Genomic DNA, 19,370 nt, shown 5'->3' on the forward strand with positions numbered 1-19,370 from the left:
ATTGGAAATCTGGCTGCTGGTGGAAGTATCATTTATATATAACTGACCGCTCTCGTGCGAGATCTAGCGAGAAGGATGTCAGAGAACGAAAGGTATCTTTTCTTATGAGTGTTGTATGTGAGCTACCAGTCGCGGCAGAGCACTTTCAGGTACGTCCTGATATTACGTTTTTGAATCATGGAAGTTTTGGAGCGTGTCCACAACCGGTTTTTCATGCCTATCAACAATGGCAGCGCGCATTGGAGTCCGATCCCGTTGAGTTTTTGGGACGCCGTCTTCAAGGGTTACTGGGTGAGGCACGCGAGTCCCTGGCTACCTATCTAGGAACACAAGCCAACCAGATCGTATTTGTGCGCAACACGACGGTTGGTGTGAATATTGTTGCGCGCTCGCTTGCGCTTGGGCCTGGAGATGAGGTGCTGGCGACTGATCATGAATATGGAGCGTCGGACCGTACCTGGAGGTTTCTCTGCACGCAACGTGGTATGCGTTATATCAACCAGCCCATCCCGCTTCCCCTTGAGAGCGAAGAAGAGATGATCGAACACCTCTGGCGGGGTGTCACGCCCCGCACAAAAGTGATCTTCATCAGTCATATTACCTCACCCACCGCGCTGATCTTTCCGGTGGCCAGGATCTGCCAGCGAGCGCGCGCAGCAGGCATCCTCACGGTTGTAGATGGAGCTCACGCTCCCGGGCAGATCCCACTCCTTCTCGATGAGATCGGCGCTGACTTCTATATCGGGAATTGCCATAAATGGCTCTGTGCTCCTAAGGGGGCCGCGTTTCTCTATGCACGTACCGAGCGGCAGGCGCTCTTACAGCCTCTTATCGTCAGCTGGGGATGGGAGAGCCTGACGCCAGGTCCCTCGACATTTCAAGACTACTTTGGCTGGCTCGGCACAGACGATCCCTCGTCTTACCTCAGCGTGCCTGCCGCTATCTCATTTCAACACGAGCATCATTGGGATGCTGTGCGTACCGCGTGCCATGAGCTGGCAGCGTCCGCACGTCAACAGATCTCCGCGTTAATGGGCACCAGGCCAATTTGTCCTGATAGCCCCACCTGGTGGGGACAGATGTGTGCTATACAACTGCCTGATGGTGATGCTGTGGCTTTACAACGTTGCCTGCGCGAGACATGGAGCATCGAGATCCCTGTTATCACCTGGAATAATCATCGTTTCATACGCCTCTCAATTCAAGGATATAACAGTCCCGCTGATGTCGAGCGTTTGCTGACGGCCTTGCGAACAATCTTTGCGGATGGTGAGCAAACGCATTCATAAGACCTGAGTATCGTTATCGAACGGTGCTATTCAACATACTTTTCCCTGATTGTTTATGCCCTTGTCTTCAGTAGTTGCGCTTCATCTTCCCTTCGCACCTCCAGCAGCAGTTCAGCGAGGGCATCCAAATTGATACCATTACTCCGGCCTCTTATGGAGAGGCCGGAGTAATGGTATCAGCAACCAGGGAAAAGTATGTTATTCTGAATAGAATGGAAAAAAGACTATATATTTAACCAACACGAAAACGGTCAGAAGCTATTTGCCTGTGCGATTCTGCCCAACCAGCGAGCACTGGGTTTGACGGTGCGCTGCTGCGTCTGGCGGTCGACGGCGATGAGGCCAAATTTTGGATAATAGCCCGACTGCCACTCGAAGTTATCGAGGGCCGACCAGTAAGTGTAGCCGCGCACGTCGATGCCCTCACGCAGGCAGTCCGCCACTCCTCGCAGCGCCCGCTCGACGTAGGCAATGCGCCGCGTATCATCCTCTGTCGCGATCCCGTTTTCTGTCACGATCACGGGCAGACCCGTTGCTTTGCTGGCGTAGCGGATCGTCGCTGCGAGCGCCTCTGGCCAGAACTCGTACTCGGATTGGGTCAGTTCGACTCCCTCTTCCGGCCCCAGCGGACCCTGGGGACCGAAACGCTGGCGAGAATAGGTTTGCACACCGATAAAATCGTCGCCTTGCGTCCCTTGCAGATAGACGTCTTGCAATTCATGGCACATACGTGCAGCCATTTCCTCACCATCAGGTCCGGCCTGGATATCCTGCATCGCCAGCGTCAGCCCAACCTGACAGCTGCCCGGCCCGGCTTTGATAGCCTCTACGGCACGGCGATGCGCCGCCATGATGATCTCGCGGCCGTGCGGCACATCGGCAAACAAAAATGGGGCGAAGTGCGCGGCATCACTACCGACACGGCGTGCCGCTTCCTCATACCAGGGCTGCGCGCGCAAAGAGGCAAAATTCGGGACAATAGAAGCGATGAGCGGCCCGATATTGACTTCGTTGAGCGTACAGGCCAGGGGCATCAGATCGCCCAGGTGAGACATCGCCCGCTCACAGAAGCGGGCAAACTTCTCCGGCGTTTGCTGTCCCTCCCAACCGCCTTGCGCGGCCAGCCAGCGCGGAGAGGTGAAGTGATGGAAAGTAACCATGGGCGTGATGCCGAACTCGTGACAGGCTGCCAGCATGCGCCGGTAATGTTCGAGTTGCGCCAGGGAAAATTCTCCCTCTTCCGGCTCAATACGCGACCATTCCAGTGAGAAACGATAGAGATTGAAGCCCAGTTCGGCCAGTCTAGCGATATCCTCGCGATAGAGATGATAGTGGTCGCAGGCATCGCCTGACGACTCGACGTAGGGAGTGCCAGGGACATGCTCCACCACCCAGTTGTCATTGTAGACATTGTCACCTTCCACCTGGTGGGCAGCCGTAGCCATTCCCCAGAAAAATCCGGAGGGAAAAGAAAATTCCATTCTCTACTCCTTCACTTATTTTGCTTATGCATTCGTCCTTGAGCGCGGTCTCAAGAGGCACGAATAGAGCCGATTCTCAGCTGTAGTCGCCTCATTCATGACACTATTGAGTTAATTGTACACAAAATCATCTCAACGAACAAGTTAAAAGAGTCTCCCGGGCCAAATCCCGGGAGACTCGTGGGGAGTGGGGTAGGAAAGATCTCTTGCTAGATGCCTGTCCCTGAGGTCTGGGTTGCAATCGACGTATGACCACAACTGCTTGAATTTGACGTCGAGGCCGTACAGCCAGACTGCGGCGGATTATTGGCATCGTTGGTGTACTGGTCATCACTGTAGATAATGGAGGCCAGGCCCGTGCCAGGATTGACCGCGACCCCAAAATCATCGTAGAGATCCCGATTGCCGGTACAACTAATACCACCCTCACAGACACCGCCGTAGTGAATGATCGGCGTCGCCTGACTCTGGGTAAAACTGCTGCCCGCCGTGGTCGCGCTCACGTTCTGGGCAAAATAGACATACCATGCCGCGCTTGAAGGATAACTATCCGGTGGGGTTGTCCCATCATAATAGGAGGTCCCGTACCACACAATATCAACCTTGCCGGCGTTGTTCGCAACGCTCCAGGGCATAATCGCTGTGGTGGACGGAGCCGCGTTGACCTTGACAGGAACCGACCAGGTCGTTCCCTGATTGGTCGAATAGCTATAGGAGACGTTGTGATTATCACTGTAGACGGAATAGACATTGCCCGCGCTGTCAATGCTCATATTGACAAACTGATGCCCATAGCTGACGGTCGTATCAGGATTGTTGTAGACCATATGATCGGTGAACGTTTTGCCACCATCGGTGGACACAGCCACCCAGACCACATGGTAGCCACAGGAACCCGCCTGACTACACGACACCTCGCCAGCATTGGCGATACCGCTAAAGATCTGGTAGATGACGTGGGTATGGGGATCAATCACCAGGTTGCCAATCTCATTGTTCTGTGCCAGGAAGGCATGATTGACATCAAAGGCCTCACCCAGCTGGGTAAAGGTGGCTCCGGCATCGTTGCTACAGTTGACATCAATATTATTAGTCGCCACATCATGATACGAGATACAGACTTTGGAGGCCTGATCAGCGGCGATCCATTCGCGGTCATCACCGGGCACCGAGGCGCTGGTTGGATTCAGCTTCCACGTCTTGCCAGCATCGGTCGATGTGCTCACATCAATGTTGGCCAGATTTAAGCTCGCCACATAGACGTTATAGGTGCCTGCTGCATTCTTCACCGGCGCGGTAGCGACATCGGTATCACCGCCTCCAGGCGCCACTGGTGAGCCTTGTGATGCAGCATTGGGTGAGGCAAGAGCTGTATAGTGTTGCCCACTATCGGAGGAACTCCATGCCTCAGTGCCCGCACCTAATCCATTTTCTGAAGATGCATAAAAGTTGCCGGCTGGATCGGATCGGATCTGTGGCTCAGCAGCATTATTCGTACAATTGGCGTTGCCCGGACAGACAATGCCTGGAGTTTTCGAAAGCTCAAAAGTCGTGAAGCCAGCACCACTGGCTTGAGCAGGAAAAGCGAAAAATAAAAGGCTGAGCAGCGCCAGAACAAACGCTGTCAGTCTGAGGAAAAGTTGATGAGGGAACCGCATCCTGAACATTTATAACCTCCTTGTAACGCCTCTCCAGTTAACAGGAGAAAGATCGCAAAAATAGGCAGTAGATCCTCAGAAAATAATTGTGACTTTTGTTCCTTCAAAGTGTTTTTTTATACTAACACACATTGCGAATTATTGCAACACTAGAAGTATAACCATCTCTACAAATTACACAGAACTGTTGTGTTATTACGAGAAACTCGGATGATTTTGTTGTGTTTATAGTGAAACATTTTTGACGGACGGATGAGTAGAATTATCGCACAAGGATTATGCTGGATAATTCATATTCTTTTTCATTCATACATTAATAATCATTATATATGAATGCGCACATTTTTTTATCAATTGAATTTATTTGGTGGTATAGCCGATAATGTTTTTAATGAGATATTCAGATCAGAGCTAATCTTCTCATTGCTTCAGAAAGAACGTATTCAATCTAGCAATATAGTGAAATGTGGAAAGTGAGGATTTCGATGCGTTTCTCTGTATTCTCGAAGAGACACAGCACGTCTTTGTGCTTTACTCTTGTGGCGCTGATAAGCATGCTGATGGCAAGTGGGGCACTGTATGCGTCCTCCACCCACGCCGCCAGTGTCACATCCAACCACCGAACATTCTTTCAACAGACCAACCTGGTTTCAGACATCCCCGGTGTCGCTCGATTTACCGACCCGAACCTGGTCAACTCCTGGGGAATATCGCACAGTCCTAAAGGCCCCTGGATCGTTTCGGACAATGGCACCGGCGTAGCTACATCCTATCTAGGAAACGGCAAGGCCTTCCCGGTGGGTAATCCGCTCGTAATTACAATCCCGCCTCCGAGAAATAGTCCTGCCGGGACGAAAGCAACGCCAACAGGAAATGTCTTCAACAACACGGACGACTTTGTCATCTCAGAGAATGGTAGGTCGCGTCCCAGTAAGTTCATTTTTGCCACCGAAGATGGCACCATCTCCGGGTGGAATCCTGACGTAGACCCAACCAATGCCATTCTTGAGGTAGATAATTCATCGAGTGGAGCAGTCTATAAAGGGCTGGCCATCGGGCGTAATTCCGCAGGCAAAGACTTTCTCTACGCCGCCAATTTCCATTCCGGCTTCGTTGATATGTTCGATGCCCGCTTTAATCTCGTCAATTCCTTCACCGATCCTGTTGTGTCAAGCACTTGTCCCATCGACGATCAGTGTTTTGCTCCATTCGGTATCCAAAACATTAAAGGTAAAATCTTTGTCAGTTTTGCTTTGCAGAATGCAGAAAAACACGACGACGTAGCAGGTCCGGGCAATGGGTTCGTCGATGTCTTCAGCCCGAATGGAATCTTGCTACAGCGTCTCATCATGCATGGCGTGCTCAATTCTCCCTGGGGAATGACCCTGGCACCAAAAGATTTCGGTCAATTCAGCGAGGATCTGCTAGTTGGCAATTTCGGTGACGGCCATATCAATGCGTTCGATATTGAGACAGGAGATTTCCAGGGGCAACTGCGTAATAAGTTCGGTAAACCCATCATTATTGACGGCCTGTGGGGATTAGCCTTCGGGAACGGTGAACAGGCGGGGCCACGTGACACCTTATTCTTTGCCGCTGGTATCGCTGATGAGGCACACGGTCTTTTCGGTTCGATCCAGGCTGAGGAAGAAGAAGAAGAAAACAACAACAACCATAACAACAACAACCATAACAACAACAACCATAACAACAACAACCATAACAACAACAACCATAACAACAACAACCATAATCACAGATGATACTCTTTACAGAGATCTCGATCGTATGCAATTAGAATACAACTGCGGACACTGATTGGACGCAGCCAGTACAGGAGCTCCTGCTGATCTTTGAAAAGATCAGCAGGAGCTCCTGCATTGTTCATGCAGAAGAAAATATGATTTGAGGCATTTCAGCATCCCTGATCTCTCCTCCTTATGCGTAATGCATTGTACTTTACAGCAATAAAGGCAAAGTATTAGAAATATGGATAATTTTAGGTATAAAAACCATATAAAAATAAGATATATCACTCAAACATATATTGAGAATGGGGTGGAATGAAAGTATACTAAGCAAATAGATACATAAAAATGTAGAAAGAGAGGAACTTCCATGTCTTCTGATCTTCCAACACACACCAATAAAGCCAATACGTACATTCTCGATCCTGAAAGTGCTGCTGAAATGGCACGCTTGATCGAACTTGATCACATGACCACAAAAAACATGGGTGGACTCTTGGATGGACTACCCGCTCTGCCAGATGATGCAAAAGTGCTCGATATCGCCTGTGGTCCCGGTGGCTGGGCCCTTGATATGGCCTTCACATATCCAGATATGGAAGTGATCGGCATTGATATCAGCCAAACGATGGTTACCTATGCAAATGCAAGAGCAAGCTCACAAGGCCTGCGCAATGTCTCCTTTGGCGTCATGGATACTACACAAACCCTTGATTTTTCTGACCATTCATTTGATCTGGTCAATGGGCGCTTGCTCAGTTCATTTCTGCGTAAAAATGCATGGATGGGGCTGCTGCAGGAATGCCGACGCATCCTACGACCAGGAGGAATACTACGCATTACGGAAACCGATAACGGTGGCGTTACCAGCAGCCCGGCGTTCGATCAATTGAATATCCTCCTATTTCAGGTCATGCATAACATGGGCTATGGATTTTCTCCTCAGGGAACGACACTTGGCATTACACCAATGCTCGAGCGCTTATTTTCCCAGGCTGGCTATACCCATATTCAGTCTCAGGCCCATTCGGTCAATTTTTCCAGCGACGCAGAGGCCTGGGGTAACTTCTATAAGAATGCAGAAGTTGTGTTTGATGGAGCATTGCCTATACTGCAAAAGATGAACATGAAAACTCCGGAAGATCTCACATCTCTGTATCAACGCATGCTCATGGAGATGCAAGCACAGGATTTTTGTGGCAGGTGGTATTTACTAACGGCGTGGGGAACAACTCCGGTGTCAGTTACTCCATCCTAGGGCGAACCTGTACTCTGCAATGTAAGTGGAACGTTAGCAACACAAAGGAGTTTGTCATGGCACTTCATCGGCGTGCTGTACTTCTCTTCCTGCTGGTAATACTTATGCTATCTGGTACCGTTCTCGGACCTCGCTCGGCACACGCGACAACACAGACAGAGACGTGCCAATCATTCAATGTACCGGTTACGCTTGGCGGTATACTGTTGTCTACTCCCGCTACTATCTATGGCGAACTCTGCAATCCAGTTGGTGGTCCAAGCCACACCGTCCAATTACTTGTCCCAGGTGGCACCTACGGACATATTTATTGGGACTTTCCTTACCAGCCCCTGAACTATTCCTACGTCCATGCTCTCACGGCCGCAGGATACAGCACCTTTAATATCGACCGCATTGGCACAGGAAGAAGTTCGCATCCCCCCATTGGCCTGTTGACCGTGACCATGAATACCAATGCCTATGTCGTCCATCAGATTGTTCAAGCCTTACGCAACGGAAACATCGGCAATCATTCGTTTGGTCGGGTACTACTGGTAGGTCATTCTCTCGGCTCGGTCACCTGCTGGATAGAAGCGGGCATCTACCATGACGTTGATGGGGTCATCATCACAGGGCTGCTGCATCATCTCAATTCGGTGAGCCTTGCTGGAGTCGTGGCCACGCTTTACCCTGCTACTCTAGATCCACGTTTCGCGAACAAATTGCTCAACGTGAATTATGCAGGCTATCTAACAACGGAACCTGGAACACGGGGAAAAGATTTTTATTACGTGCCCGGCGCCGATCCCAATGTTCTCCAGACCGATGAGGCGACGAAGGAAACCGCGACACCGGGAGAGTTCGACAGCTTCGCGGTACCAATTGTAGATGGAATCTCGACGCTGATCAACGTGCCCGTGCTTGTGGTGGTCGGGCAGAAAGATGATCTGTTTTGTGGCATTGCCGCAACAGATTGCACCAGTGCAGCCACAATCCGGCAGGCCGAAGCACCATTTTATTCTCCGAAGGCCCAACTACAGGTGGTAGCTATTCCTGAAGCAGGCCATGATATTAACCTCCATAAGACTGCCCCTCTCTGGTTCGCAGCAGCTAAAGCATGGGCCAGCCAGCACCTCGCCCCCTGAAAGAGCTCTCGCCAGTAGCATAACAACTAAGTACTGATAAAGAAAGAGTCTCCCGGGATTTGGCCCGGGAGACTCGTGGGGAGTGGGTAGGAAAGATCTCTTGCTAGATGCCTGTCCCTGAGGTCTGGATTGCAATCGACGTATGATCACAACTGCTTGAATTCGACGTCGAGGCCGTACAGCCAGACTGCGGCGGATTAGCGGCTGGTTTGCCAGACGCTGATGAAGGAGCCGGCGGCGTTTCTGGTGGCGAGGCCGATACGATAGGCGGCCACGGATATAGGAAGCACGGCTATTTCGGGCCCGTCGAGGCAGATGTGTAGCTGGTCGGCCCGGTATTCCAGGCGCAAAGTGTGCCAGTCATGGAGGTTAAAGTTCGGCAACATCTGCCGGGTCGCGGCTGGTATACCTTCTACCTTTAAGCTGGCGCCGGATTGCTCCTGTTGGAACCAGGTGATGATCGGCTCGCTATCCTGTGCCTGCATGGCAAGGCCCAGAGCCGCCCCGCTATTCTCCTCCACCTGCTGCAATTTCATGGTGGCCCCAAAATCAAACTGATTATAGGCCTGGCCCTTGTACAGAATATGGGTATCGGCTACCAGACTGTCCTGATGCAATGCATTGTCGCGGATCTGCCAGTCCGCCAGATCACTGGATGGTCGTGCTGGTGTCCATCCCAGCATGGCTGGCGTATGGCCGGCATCGAGAAATTCGTCGCGGAAGTGATCGGTCAGGCTGATGGCGCTAAATGCGGCGGCACTCCGTTCGGTCATTAAGGCAAAACTGTGGACTGGCCGGGCCAGTACGGTTTCCATGACGGGTCTACCATCGAACTGGATGGTAAGCACGGATCCGGACAGCGAGAGCAGGAGTTGGTGCCAGCGCTCAAGAATAGTGTCCGCCGGTAAAGGCTGGGTCTGGCTCGATCCGGTCGCTGTATCTGTGCATACCAGCTGCCTGTCGGCAGTAATAGCGCATTGAATGGAGCTATCAGCGTCAGCGTTGTGCAGCAAAACACCATAGGTGCTGCTACCGCCCAGATGCTTGAGGTTCACTTCGAGAAGCCAGTTGGTACTGAGCCGCTCCTGCTGGCGCAGCACAGCGTGTTTCACATTCTCGTCGCTTTGTACCACTGCGCCCTCGGCTGCGATCTCCCACTGACCACCAAGCGGCTGCCAGGCTGGCTGTAGCTCAGCGGAGGTAAAAAGATCCCGCAGACGCGGCATGGCGGGGGCTGGTTGCAACGTATGGAGCGCTGCAGGAGTCCACAACTCATCACCGTGGAAGAAGAGGCGATCCAGGCAAGGACGACGCTCGGTCATACCCGGCTGGGTCGCGTGGTAAGCAATATAGTGGTCCGCGTTATTCGGCCCAAGTACAACCGAGTTATGGCCTGGACCAATCATGAATTGATCGCCGTGAACGAGGCGAGGATCACCCTGACGACCTGGCCAGTCATGCCAGGAGGTATCTTGCAGCCCACCCGGTCCCATAGGAGTATCCGCAATCGCATAGCTCATGGCGTAGTTATCCCTATAGTAGCATCCCCCCGAGTACATCTGATAGTAGTATCTGCGGTGGTGCAGTACGGCTGGTCCCTCCACCGTATACCAGTCGAGGCCGCCCTTGGACGCACGTTGCTTCTCAAATAGTTGCCAGGACTGCGTTGGACGCGTCACGCGTGTAATTGGTCCCTGTAAAGTAAATGGATCAATCAGGCGGGCAACCGCATTCCCGCTCCCGACCAGGCCTGATTCGGCATCGACATACTCGATAGTCATGTAGAGATACCTCTGGCCATCGTGATCCTTGAACACATGCGGATCGATAGCCCAGGACACAAAGTCTCTGGTCAGTTCATAACCGCTATCAATGAAGGGACCCTCCGGCCGATCGGCGACCGCGACCCTGATGCCGCCGGAGAACTCTTCGGTATGTACCGCATAGTATAAGAAAAACTGCCCGTTATACTCAGTCACTTCGGGCGCCCAGTAGAAAAAGTGCGGCGATCCGAGATGCGCCATGGCCTTGCCCACTTCCTGCCACGACACCATATCAGTACTGGTCAGAATAGGAAATACCCAGGATTGCTCAGCTGGATGGGCCTCAGTTTCAGTGGCATACGCATAATAACGTCCCCGTACCTTTAATACAAATGGATCGGCAAAACCTTTATGCCAGAAAGGATTACAAAATGCCGCTTGCTGTTGCTCTACTATCATTACATGCTCCACCGGAAAAATGCTTCAATGCTCTTTTTATCGGACCAGATCACCATGAGATCCTTTCAGAGAAGGGACGGGCTGGGCCTGCGTTGTCGGTCCCTGTATCTGTGGCTTATCGTCCTGCCAGGTAATGCGATCCAGCCACATGCAGCGGCTATCACCACGCGATCCATCTGCATTGGAGTTCCAGGCGTGGTAGACGATCCAGGTCTGGTCGCCAAGCTGAAACACGGTCTGTCCCCCAGGACCAATCACAAAGGGCGCTTTTTTCATCTGACTGGCAAGGATAGGATTCTCAGCAGCTTGCTCGCAGGGTGCCGCATTCGTCGCGTACGAATAGTAAAAGTTTCCGGCCTGGATGATACCTGGATCGGGAAAATCGCTATCGATCACAGGATTCTGGAATGTCTGTTGCATTGTTCCTGCCTTATCCTTCGCTGACGTCTCTTGACTCTGCTGTGCACAGCCTGTGGTAGCAAGTAACAGCGCCACAGGCAGGAGAAGAGATCCCAGCAATAACACTCTTTTGTCTGATTTGATGCCTCTGATATAAGAACGAAGCAACGAAGAGATCATCTCTTACCCTTTCAAGCCCGTGCTAGCCACACTTTGTACGATAAACCGCTGCAGAGCAATATAGATAATCAGCACCGGTATCGCCACAATGACGGCTGCCGCCATGGTTGGTCCATAGAGCGTAACGTACGAACTCTGTAGAGTGCTTAATCCAGGGGGAAGTGTATACATATTGGGGTCCTGCAAAATCAGCAGTGGCCAGAGAAGGCCCTCACAGCATATTCGTTGAAGCAATGAATCAGTGCATGTTTATTTGCTATATCTTTCGTTATCGAGGCTCATGTTATAGTGTTTACAACGTTGTAAACACTATAACATGAGCTTATGAAAAATGTCAACAATTATTTTTCTCGCCCAATAACCGGCGCTAATTGACAGTTGCGCATGCCTATGCTACAGTCTTTTTACAAGCACAAGGAAAAGTCTCAAGAAGGAGAGAACAGGCGTGGGAGTGACATTAAAAGATGTGGCACTAAGGGCCGGTGTCTCGATCAAGACGGTATCGAATGTAGTACATGGATACGAGCATGTCACGGTAGAAATGCGGCAACGTGTAAACAAGGCTCTGGAGGAACTAAACTACCAGCCCAATCTCCCCGCCCGCTATCTGCGCAAGGGTCGTGTCAGTATCCTGGCACTGGCTATCCCTTTTCTCACCAACCCCTATTTCTCCGACATTGGCAAGGCCGTCATTACCGCAGCCACGGCCCGCTCGTATACAGTGCTCATTGATTCCACCGATGGAGAACGCTCAAAGGAAACGCTGGTCATCAATGGGATGTATCCGCACCTGATCGATGGCGTCATTCTCAGTCCGCTGGCACTGGAGGCCGAGGACCTGCTTTCGCAGCGCGTCAATGTCCCGCTCGTGCTGCTGGGGGAGCGCCTATTCAACGTCCCTTACGATCATGTGGTGATTGATAATGTGGCGGCGGCCCGGCTGGCCACGCAGCATCTAATCAGCCTGGGCAGAAAACGTATCGCAGCGATTGGAGCGCAAGAAATCAGCGCTGGCGACACGGCCCGCATGCGCCTACAGGGATACAGGGAAGCCCTGACGGAGGCAGGGATGTCCTGGAACCCGGACCTGGTTATCCGCTCGCTATCCTATGATCGTATCGATGGAATTCGGGCAATGCACCAACTCATGGAGTCCGACACGCCTCCCGATGCGGTCTTCTGCTTCAATGATTTGCTGGCACTGGGCGCGATGCGAGCGCTTTATGAGGGCGGCTATCGCGTTCCCGAGGATGTAGCGGTAATCGGCTTTGACGACATCAAAGAAGGCACCTTCTCGATGCCCTCTCTATCGACGATCGCCCCCAATAAGCAGGAGATCGGCGACCTGGCCGTAGCATTTCTCCTCGACCGGATCGAGGAAACATATAAGGGCGAGCCACGCCAGGCGCAGGCCCCATTCCAGCTCATTATCCGCGAAAGTACCGCCGGCCGCAACGCATAATTCCAAGCGGGCGCTGAGGCCCGCACCTACGGAAGGGCGTTTTCGGACGTCGAGGGTGAAATCGGCCGCAAGGGCCGAATCTACGGCACCGCAACTGCCTGTTGGGCCAGCACTTCTTTGAGAGCGTCGTCAATGAACTTCGTATCAGCAGGATTGACTCCAGCCCCCGCAAAGTGTCCCCAAATCGACTCGATGGGACGAAATACCGCATTGGGCATACGTCTGGTCTCATACTCGTTGTCTTCAGGGGTAAAGTAAAGATCCGTCCGGCCCGGCATAACAATCGCTCTGGCCTTGATACTCCGTAACGCTTTTTCAAAGTCCCCATTGTGCATGGGATTGGCGCTAATGTCTGCGTTTTGCCATGTCCACGCCATTGCGAGCAGGTTATTGGCATCTTTTTTGAGGAAGAAGCCTTCCCAGTAGCCCACAAGGAAATCCTCAAGAGAGTGATACCCCATCTCTCGATACCGCTCCTCACGATAGAATGCTTGCGAGAAGCCCCAACCAGCATAGACACGTCCAACAGCGCGCAGGCCCGTCGTTGGTGGCTCTGTATACCAGCCATTCTTCCATGCGGCATCAGCTCGTAATGCTGCTTTCACTCCTTCAAGGAAAACAAAATTATGCGGCCACGTCTTTGCCGTTCCAGCGAATGGAACAATCCGCTCGACCATATCTGGATAACTTGCCGCCCATTGGAAGGTTTGTTGTGCTCCCATTGACCAGCCAGTGACGAGCGCGACCTTCTCAATGCCAAACTTCTGGGTCACAAGTTGGTGCTGTAAACGCACATTATCATAGACGGTAACAGGTGGAAAGCGAGTTTTATCAAAAGGTGGCGGCGTGTTACTGGGAGATGAAGACAGGCCATTTCCCAGCATATTCGGAACAATGATAAAGTACTTCTGGGGATCAAGTGCCATCCCATTACCTATCAGCCATTCATTATCATAGTGCTGTCCTGAATACCAGGTGGGATAGACGATAACATTGCTCTTATCCGCGTGAAGTGTCCCGTAAGTCTTGTAAGCGAGGAAGGCGTTACGCAGTGTCATGCCAGATTGTAATGCAACATCACCAAGCTCAAAAATTTCGTAATCCATCTCGGGCTACTCCTTTCTATCCACCTCATCTGCAAGGACAGGGCAAACGCCTTGCAGATGGGCAGGCAAGACGAAACGCAGCGGGAGTATACCTCCCTATTGCAATCTCTTGTTCTTTCCTTGATAAAGAGCATCTCGGTTGCTTTTCTTCGCTGGCAAAGCCACAGGCAATTCAGTGGCTATCTTATAAAGAACATGTCACAATTTCTCTATTCTTTGCAAACTCTGAGATAAGCCAATTAGCTGGGTATCGAAGCGGAACAAGGAGAAGGAGATATGACCATCTGAGATAGAAATATCAGTATTCCTTTTTGTGGCAGGCGTGTACGCCTGCGGCGCGCACGCGCAGGCATGGAGAACGTGGAGATCGTGGTCTTATGAACTATATGAATAGGGAGTCACTATGTAAGCAGCTACACGGGAAGAAGACTCCCATGTAGCGCTTTAAGAGTACTTATTGAGAAAGCCAATTCCAGTGCCAGTCCTTGAATTCCCCTTGATGTAAAGCACGGATCTGGTTGCCTGGTCGGGGGTCAATACTGATGATTTCTGCTTGCAGACGCGCCGCAATCTCGGTTCCCCAATCAGCGGGTTTGGTGACCCGTGAAAAGGCAGACGTGTCTTGAAGATCATCAATGCTTAAGGTAGCTTGCTGTGCCGGGATATTGAGCCTGATCTCCATATGATGCCACGCGGTGTCAGGCTTGAGATAGCTGATCTCTTGCCATCTACCTGCATCAGCATTGGCTTGCCAGGCATAGAGCTTGCCAAAATCGGGAGCCCAGGGATTGAGTCGCCATTGAAATGCCGCTCCGTAGTCAAGCCGTGTGTTGGCGCCATCCCACACAAACAGGCCGCCTTCAAGCGTCTGAGCATTTTCGCTGGTATTGTTCGTGGAGGGAAGATATGGGAGTCGGAATGTATATCCTACTTCATGGATCGCTGTCAGCGCCTGGCTGTCAATGATCTTCTTGTAGGTAATGTTGTGTGCCATAATGACACGTCTCTGAATGTTGGCATTGAGGACACTGTAATCAGGCAGATTATCGGTCTGAATGTCGCTCATTGAGACGGGTGCCTCGCCAGGTGCGGCATAGATGCCATCGCCTACAACCGTTTGCCAGCCCGAAAAATTTTTTCCTCCATAGTGTTGTGCTTCCCCCTGCTGTGCATAGGCTGATGTCCTGTATACCATTGCAAATAGTGACGCTAGAAATACGACCAATGCTCCGATGATTGCGGCCTTACCTAACATACGGTGAGCATTTTTCTTGCCCTGTCTTTGCATCATGCGAATCATTTCCTCCTTGAAATCAACTAAAATCAAGCGCCCTTCTGTAATCACCTTCCGTCGTCAGAGCGACAAAATATAGTTTTATCCGCTCCTACACGAATAAGCTCCTACATCGAGCAGTTCCGACAGGATCAGGTGAACGACCATCACACATGGAATGCATGGATTGAGCGGAGTAAGAAAGCCTATAAAAAATATGAAAGATTCATAGATCATCTCCACATATCTATTGGAGAAAATAGTATTATATTGATCACTATAACGCAAAAATGTGTAATACAATTTATAGAATAAAAGACTTTTATGAAAAAGTCAACCTGTTTCATGATCAAAAACAATTGTAACCTAAAAAATCTGTAAGCAATCAATAAGTCTGCGGATATAAATAGAGGCTGTATCCTTAGTTTTATGCTTTAAAATTGCTAATACAACCCAAAGATCACAAAAAACATTGATACAATCATGAAACATATGATATCTATTTCATGAAACAACACCACATCTTTTCATCCTATCTGTTATCGAATAAAGAGAATCCAACAGAGTACGAATGTTGCGTTACCGCTTATTATCCTCTGCGTCTTCCTTCAACGCTACTTTATCGAGGGAGCGATTGGTGGAGCGTTCAAGAGCTGACCTCAGCTCGTATATGAGGTGTGAGAAATGTAATAGCCGGGCGGCTAACTGACTTGCCAGCATTGAGCAAATGTTAACATAGACAGCCCGGGAACAATGGCATGCTCTATCCAGAATATGTCACATGTTCCCGGACTGTAACGTTGGGAATTAAATGGGCGCTTCATTATTTATTATGCCTGATTGCTGTAAACCTGCCCTTCACCATTGTCCCGGTCATTGCTGTTATCCGGCCCTTTATCATTGTCCCATCCATGTCTCTTACTGTTATCTTGTCCTTCGTCATTGCCCCGTCCCTTGCTGTTATCTTGCTCTTTGTCGTTGCCCTGTCGCTTGCCATGATCACTACCGTTGTCATCGTGGTTGCCATTGTTTTTTCTACCATTGCTATGGTGTCCCCTATTATGGTCTCTATTGCCCTGATCCTGTGATGTAGCAGTGCTCTTGCTCTTGAAGTTTGAATCAACGACTGGAACCACAGTATTGTTGGAGGTAGCCGTATTGGTAGGTTGAGCGGGAGGGACAGGAGTAGCTGGTTTTCCTGTGTGATTGCCGATATGAACTGCTTTTGTAAGTACTGAAGTGCTACTATCACCCAGAGTTGCTTGTGTTAGAATGACGCTATTCGTAATCGGCTTGTCAGGATTGGTATGGGCACCATAAAGCACATGTGCGGAAGAGCCCAACGAGAGTGATGCCAGGGCCACCAAAGCTGCGGCAGCAGCAATTACACGCCGGGGTTGTTTATGGAGCAGGACAGGGACGTGTTTCGTCGTTTTTTCGCTGTCCGCATAACGCTGCGCGTAGGCATTAAGTGCCTGTTGATATGCTTTGGCAAGCTCCAGAGCCGACTGGTAACGACGCGCAGGCTCTTTCGCCAGTGTACGGAGAACAACGTTATCCAACTCAGTAGGAAGGTTCGGATTGACCTGCGAAGGGCGAGGTGGTTGCTTAGAGAGATGCTGCATAAACGTCCCCACCGGGGTTGAACCCTTGAAGGGCACATCTCCAGTAAGCATCTGATAGAGTATAATCCCCAGAGAATAAATATCACTGAGATGAGTCGCATCCTCCTCTGCGAGTTCGGGAGCCATATACGCAGCGGTACCTATTAAAAAGCCGGTTTCGGTCAGGCTTTCGGCAACATTGCGCGTATTTTTGACCAGGCCAAAATCAGCCAGATACACATAATCCCTATCGCGCATCAATATATTTGACGGCTTAATATCTCGGTGAATGATACCGTGCTGATGGGAGTGGTACAGGGCAGATGAGACTTGATGTAGATATTTGCTCGTCTCTTCTAGCGTTAGAGGACCCTCCTGCGTCAGATCGCGCAGGGTGCCATTGGGAACATAGGGCATCACCAGGTAGCACCAATGGTCTACTTCACCGTAGTCCAGAGCAGGCAGAATATGCTCATGGTGCAAGGAGGCGATGGCATGCGCTTCGCATTGGAAGCGTTGACAGTAATCTTGATTGCTCGTAGAAACTAGTTTGAGTGCGACTTCTTGATTAGTATGTAGATCACGTGCCAGATAGATATTGGACATACCGCCTTTAGCGATGTGCTGGGCGATAGTATAATGCGATATAATTGTATTTATCAACTCTTGCATACTCTTCTCGCTCTTCCTATCTAAAAATTGCATCCCTCACATTTTGTACACGAATAAGGAAGCCGCTTCGTGCCATCAAAATGGGCCTTTTTCCCGGTATCCCGATTTCTCCCTCCGCGCCCATCAATGTCCCCATAGATTCGGGCCTTGCGCCCGATTGGCGGCCCTGTGTTATGATCATGCCCCCGGCATGCTCGTCATGCCCCCGGCATGCTCGTTCGTCGTTCGGGCGCTCGTGGCGTGACACGGTGCCCAAAAGCGAAGGTTCCTTTTGGGCACCGCGTGGGCCGAGGTGGTGGACAAGAAGGGACCTCAACGCTGGGATGCGAGGCCCCACAAACAGTGGGGCAATCGGAGGCAAGCTCCGAACCTATTTTGCGTGGGGGGAGGGCATAATAAAAGGAGGGCCGATCGTGATGATCGGTCCTCCTCTGTTGTATCTTCTGATAGGAAGCGCCCGCGAGGGACGCAGGCTACGATTAGACGCGATAGCGATTGCGAGCCAGGAAGAAGAACTGGATCGCTCCCAGAACCGCAAACAGCGCGAACATGACGAATGAGTCTGTAGAGCCAGCGGTATTGATGGGATTAGGGATGTTTGGTGGCGTCTCTTCTGCCGCGAAGTTGGCCATCGAGAAGAAGGCGAACGCGGACAGGTAAACGAACAAACAGGTTCCCATAATCAACCATTGACCCAGACAACCCAGGTTGCCTTCACCGACCACGGCGAACTCACGACGGGCAGTCATGCTCCAGACGGTGGCCAAAACCAAGATCGCGGCACACAGCATCATAGCCGTTGGCAAGGCAGTGGCAGAGGTGTGCAGGACCAGGGCGGTCAAAGCGATCACAGCCGTAATCACAACGCTACCCACAACAACCAGGTTACGATTGGATTTCCAGGCCCAGATCGCGGCCAGCAATGCTCCAAAGAAACTGGAAGAAATGATAGCATCGATCAGATAGCCAGCATCCTGCGAGAAAGAACAGCTAGTTGGAATAGCCGTCGCACGTGTACAGTTGGTCAGGTAGGGTCCCAGGACTGGCAGTGGATGTAACAACGCCAGCAAAGGATAGGCAACCAGCCAGAGCACAATGAAGAGGGCACCGGTCTGAGCCAGGCCCAGCGCGCCAACCGCATAGAGTCCCGACATGACATTCTTGCGCACCGGACGCATCAGATAATGCAGGCGCAGCGCGAAAGCACCCAGAGCCAGAAATACAGCTACACCCAGAATAACATTCAGGACTAGCGGCTGAATGCTGGCTGGAAATGGATTGTAGTTGTAGCTATACACAAACACAATCAACAGCAGGCTGGAGATAATCAGCCCCACGCGAATAACGGGCGTTGTGCCCAGGTCGCGACGATCTGGATTACGCTGCTCGCCCATTGCCAGCACGCTATAGAAGACAGTGGCCAGGCCAACGAAGAGAATCACCAGGCCCACAGCCACCAGGTCAATCGCATTCGCCTGGAACCAGAGGAACTTACCACCCAATACTGACAGCAAATTCGTCTTCTCCGACGGGAACGACTGGTAGCCGGTCAGTGACACCACAGCGGTCACAGCCAGACCAACAACAGCAATGATAGAGCCGACGCCCGCCAGCATAGCTGGTGGAACCACTGGCTTTGGATCAAACAGAAACTCAATGACCATGATCACGGCAAAGCAGGCCAGACAAATCAGACCGAGGCTAAAAGCGCCACGCTCAAACTCAACCAGGCTCGATGCCGTCATCGCATTATAAACATAGCCGGGAATTTGCCCAACGAGAATCGCGGATAGCAAGAAAAAGCCAATGGCAAAAATCATTGCACGCGCCCACGACATTCGTTCCGGCAATTCACGTTTTTGCGTTACTTGTTGCATGAATCGCAATTCCT

The 19,370-nt window shown here is 51.1% G+C and carries 14 protein-coding genes; 5 read left to right on the forward strand and 9 right to left on the reverse strand.

The features are described 5' to 3' along the window. The first annotated feature begins 104 nt into the window (after positions 1-104). Positions 105-1,289, forward strand: a complete 1,185-nt coding sequence (locus JMI88_RS29950) for an aminotransferase class V-fold PLP-dependent enzyme (protein ID WP_201365705.1) — start codon at positions 105-107, stop codon at positions 1,287-1,289. Positions 1,290-1,540: 251 nt separating this feature from the next. On the opposite strand, the gene JMI88_RS29955 is transcribed toward JMI88_RS29950, so the two are convergent. Together JMI88_RS29955 and JMI88_RS29960 are read right to left on the reverse strand one after the other, a co-directional pair. Further along, complete coding sequence (locus JMI88_RS29955) at positions 1,541-2,770, reverse strand: glycoside hydrolase family 1 protein (protein ID WP_201365707.1); 1,230 nt, start codon at positions 2,768-2,770, stop codon at positions 1,541-1,543. 209 nt (positions 2,771-2,979) lie between these two features. Further along, on the reverse strand, positions 2,980-4,437 hold the full coding sequence (locus JMI88_RS29960) for a sialidase family protein (protein WP_201365709.1): 1,458 nt from the start codon (positions 4,435-4,437) through the stop codon (positions 2,980-2,982). Between the two features lie 545 nt (positions 4,438-4,982). Between JMI88_RS29960 and JMI88_RS29965 the strand changes: the two genes are divergently transcribed. From JMI88_RS29965 to JMI88_RS29975, 3 genes are all read left to right on the forward strand, one after another. Continuing rightward, positions 4,983-6,191 carry a TIGR03118 family protein gene (locus JMI88_RS29965; RefSeq protein ID WP_236023121.1) on the forward strand — a complete coding sequence of 403 codons (1,209 nt, stop codon included), beginning with the start codon at positions 4,983-4,985 and terminating at the stop codon, positions 6,189-6,191. Positions 6,192-6,546: 355 nt separating this feature from the next. After that, complete coding sequence (locus JMI88_RS29970) at positions 6,547-7,434, forward strand: class I SAM-dependent methyltransferase (RefSeq protein ID WP_201365713.1); 888 nt, start codon at positions 6,547-6,549, stop codon at positions 7,432-7,434. Between the two features lie 56 nt (positions 7,435-7,490). Continuing rightward, the gene (locus JMI88_RS29975) at positions 7,491-8,561 is read left to right on the forward strand and encodes an alpha/beta hydrolase (RefSeq protein ID WP_201365714.1); all 1,071 of its coding nucleotides are present in this window, start codon (positions 7,491-7,493) and stop codon (positions 8,559-8,561) included. 197 nt (positions 8,562-8,758) lie between these two features. Here JMI88_RS29975 and JMI88_RS29980 read toward each other — a convergent pair whose 3' ends face one another. The 3 genes from JMI88_RS29980 to JMI88_RS29990 all read right to left on the reverse strand — a co-directional run bounded on the left by JMI88_RS29980 (position 8,759) and on the right by JMI88_RS29990 (position 11,533). Beyond that, entirely contained in the window at positions 8,759-10,783 is a 2,025-nt protein-coding gene (locus tag JMI88_RS29980) for a family 43 glycosylhydrolase (protein WP_201365715.1), read from the reverse strand. A gap of 36 nt (positions 10,784-10,819) precedes the next feature. Then, positions 10,820-11,203 carry a glycoside hydrolase family protein gene (locus tag JMI88_RS29985; RefSeq protein WP_201365716.1) on the reverse strand — a complete coding sequence of 128 codons (384 nt, stop codon included), beginning with the start codon at positions 11,201-11,203 and terminating at the stop codon, positions 10,820-10,822. Between the two features lie 162 nt (positions 11,204-11,365). After that, a complete protein-coding gene (locus JMI88_RS29990) occupies positions 11,366-11,533 on the reverse strand; it encodes a hypothetical protein (protein ID WP_201365717.1) in 168 nt (55 codons plus the stop codon). A gap of 274 nt (positions 11,534-11,807) precedes the next feature. Here JMI88_RS29990 and JMI88_RS29995 point away from each other — a divergent pair, with 274 nt between their 5' ends. Next, positions 11,808-12,824 (forward strand): LacI family DNA-binding transcriptional regulator, encoded by a 1,017-nt coding sequence (locus JMI88_RS29995; protein WP_201365718.1) that lies wholly within the window; start codon positions 11,808-11,810, stop codon positions 12,822-12,824. 80 nt (positions 12,825-12,904) lie between these two features. Here JMI88_RS29995 and JMI88_RS30000 read toward each other — a convergent pair whose 3' ends face one another. The 4 genes from JMI88_RS30000 to JMI88_RS30015 all read right to left on the reverse strand — a co-directional run bounded on the left by JMI88_RS30000 (position 12,905) and on the right by JMI88_RS30015 (position 19,356). Continuing rightward, complete coding sequence (locus tag JMI88_RS30000; RefSeq protein WP_201365719.1) at positions 12,905-13,930, reverse strand: alpha/beta fold hydrolase; 1,026 nt, start codon at positions 13,928-13,930, stop codon at positions 12,905-12,907. Between the two features lie 454 nt (positions 13,931-14,384). After that, positions 14,385-15,221, reverse strand: a complete 837-nt coding sequence (locus JMI88_RS30005) for a hypothetical protein (RefSeq protein WP_201365721.1) — start codon at positions 15,219-15,221, stop codon at positions 14,385-14,387. Positions 15,222-16,033: 812 nt separating this feature from the next. Beyond that, entirely contained in the window at positions 16,034-17,479 is a 1,446-nt protein-coding gene (locus JMI88_RS30010; RefSeq protein ID WP_201365723.1) for a serine/threonine protein kinase, read from the reverse strand. A 479-nt stretch (positions 17,480-17,958) separates the two neighbouring features. Next, positions 17,959-19,356, reverse strand: coding sequence for a hypothetical protein (locus JMI88_RS30015; protein WP_201365725.1), 1,398 nt, complete (start codon positions 19,354-19,356; stop codon positions 17,959-17,961). Positions 19,357-19,370 lie beyond the last annotated feature (14 nt).

It is taken from the genome of Dictyobacter formicarum (genome assembly GCF_016587435.1).

What these genes read in the sequence shown, in the direction of transcription:
- JMI88_RS29970 (WP_201365713.1), top strand. Translation starts at nt 6,547, where the DNA reads ATGTCTTCTGATCTTCCAACACACACCAATAAAGCCAATACGTACATT.
- JMI88_RS29975 (WP_201365714.1), top strand. Translation starts at nt 7,491, where the DNA reads ATGGCACTTCATCGGCGTGCTGTACTTCTCTTCCTGCTGGTAATACTT.
- JMI88_RS30000 (WP_201365719.1), bottom strand. Translation starts at nt 13,930, where the DNA reads ATGGATTACGAAATTTTTGAGCTTGGTGATGTTGCATTACAATCTGGC.
- JMI88_RS30005 (WP_201365721.1), bottom strand. Translation starts at nt 15,221, where the DNA reads ATGATGCAAAGACAGGGCAAGAAAAATGCTCACCGTATGTTAGGTAAG.
- JMI88_RS29965 (WP_236023121.1), top strand. Translation starts at nt 4,983, where the DNA reads ATGCTGATGGCAAGTGGGGCACTGTATGCGTCCTCCACCCACGCCGCC.
- JMI88_RS29985 (WP_201365716.1), bottom strand. Translation starts at nt 11,203, where the DNA reads ATGCAACAGACATTCCAGAATCCTGTGATCGATAGCGATTTTCCCGAT.
- JMI88_RS29950 (WP_201365705.1), top strand. Translation starts at nt 105, where the DNA reads ATGAGTGTTGTATGTGAGCTACCAGTCGCGGCAGAGCACTTTCAGGTA.
- JMI88_RS29955 (WP_201365707.1), bottom strand. Translation starts at nt 2,770, where the DNA reads ATGGAATTTTCTTTTCCCTCCGGATTTTTCTGGGGAATGGCTACGGCT.
- JMI88_RS29980 (WP_201365715.1), bottom strand. Translation starts at nt 10,783, where the DNA reads ATGATAGTAGAGCAACAGCAAGCGGCATTTTGTAATCCTTTCTGGCAT.
- JMI88_RS30010 (WP_201365723.1), bottom strand. Translation starts at nt 17,479, where the DNA reads ATGCAAGAGTTGATAAATACAATTATATCGCATTATACTATCGCCCAG.
- JMI88_RS29960 (WP_201365709.1), bottom strand. Translation starts at nt 4,437, where the DNA reads ATGTTCAGGATGCGGTTCCCTCATCAACTTTTCCTCAGACTGACAGCG.
- JMI88_RS30015 (WP_201365725.1), bottom strand. Translation starts at nt 19,356, where the DNA reads ATGCAACAAGTAACGCAAAAACGTGAATTGCCGGAACGAATGTCGTGG.
- JMI88_RS29990 (WP_201365717.1), bottom strand. Translation starts at nt 11,533, where the DNA reads ATGTATACACTTCCCCCTGGATTAAGCACTCTACAGAGTTCGTACGTT.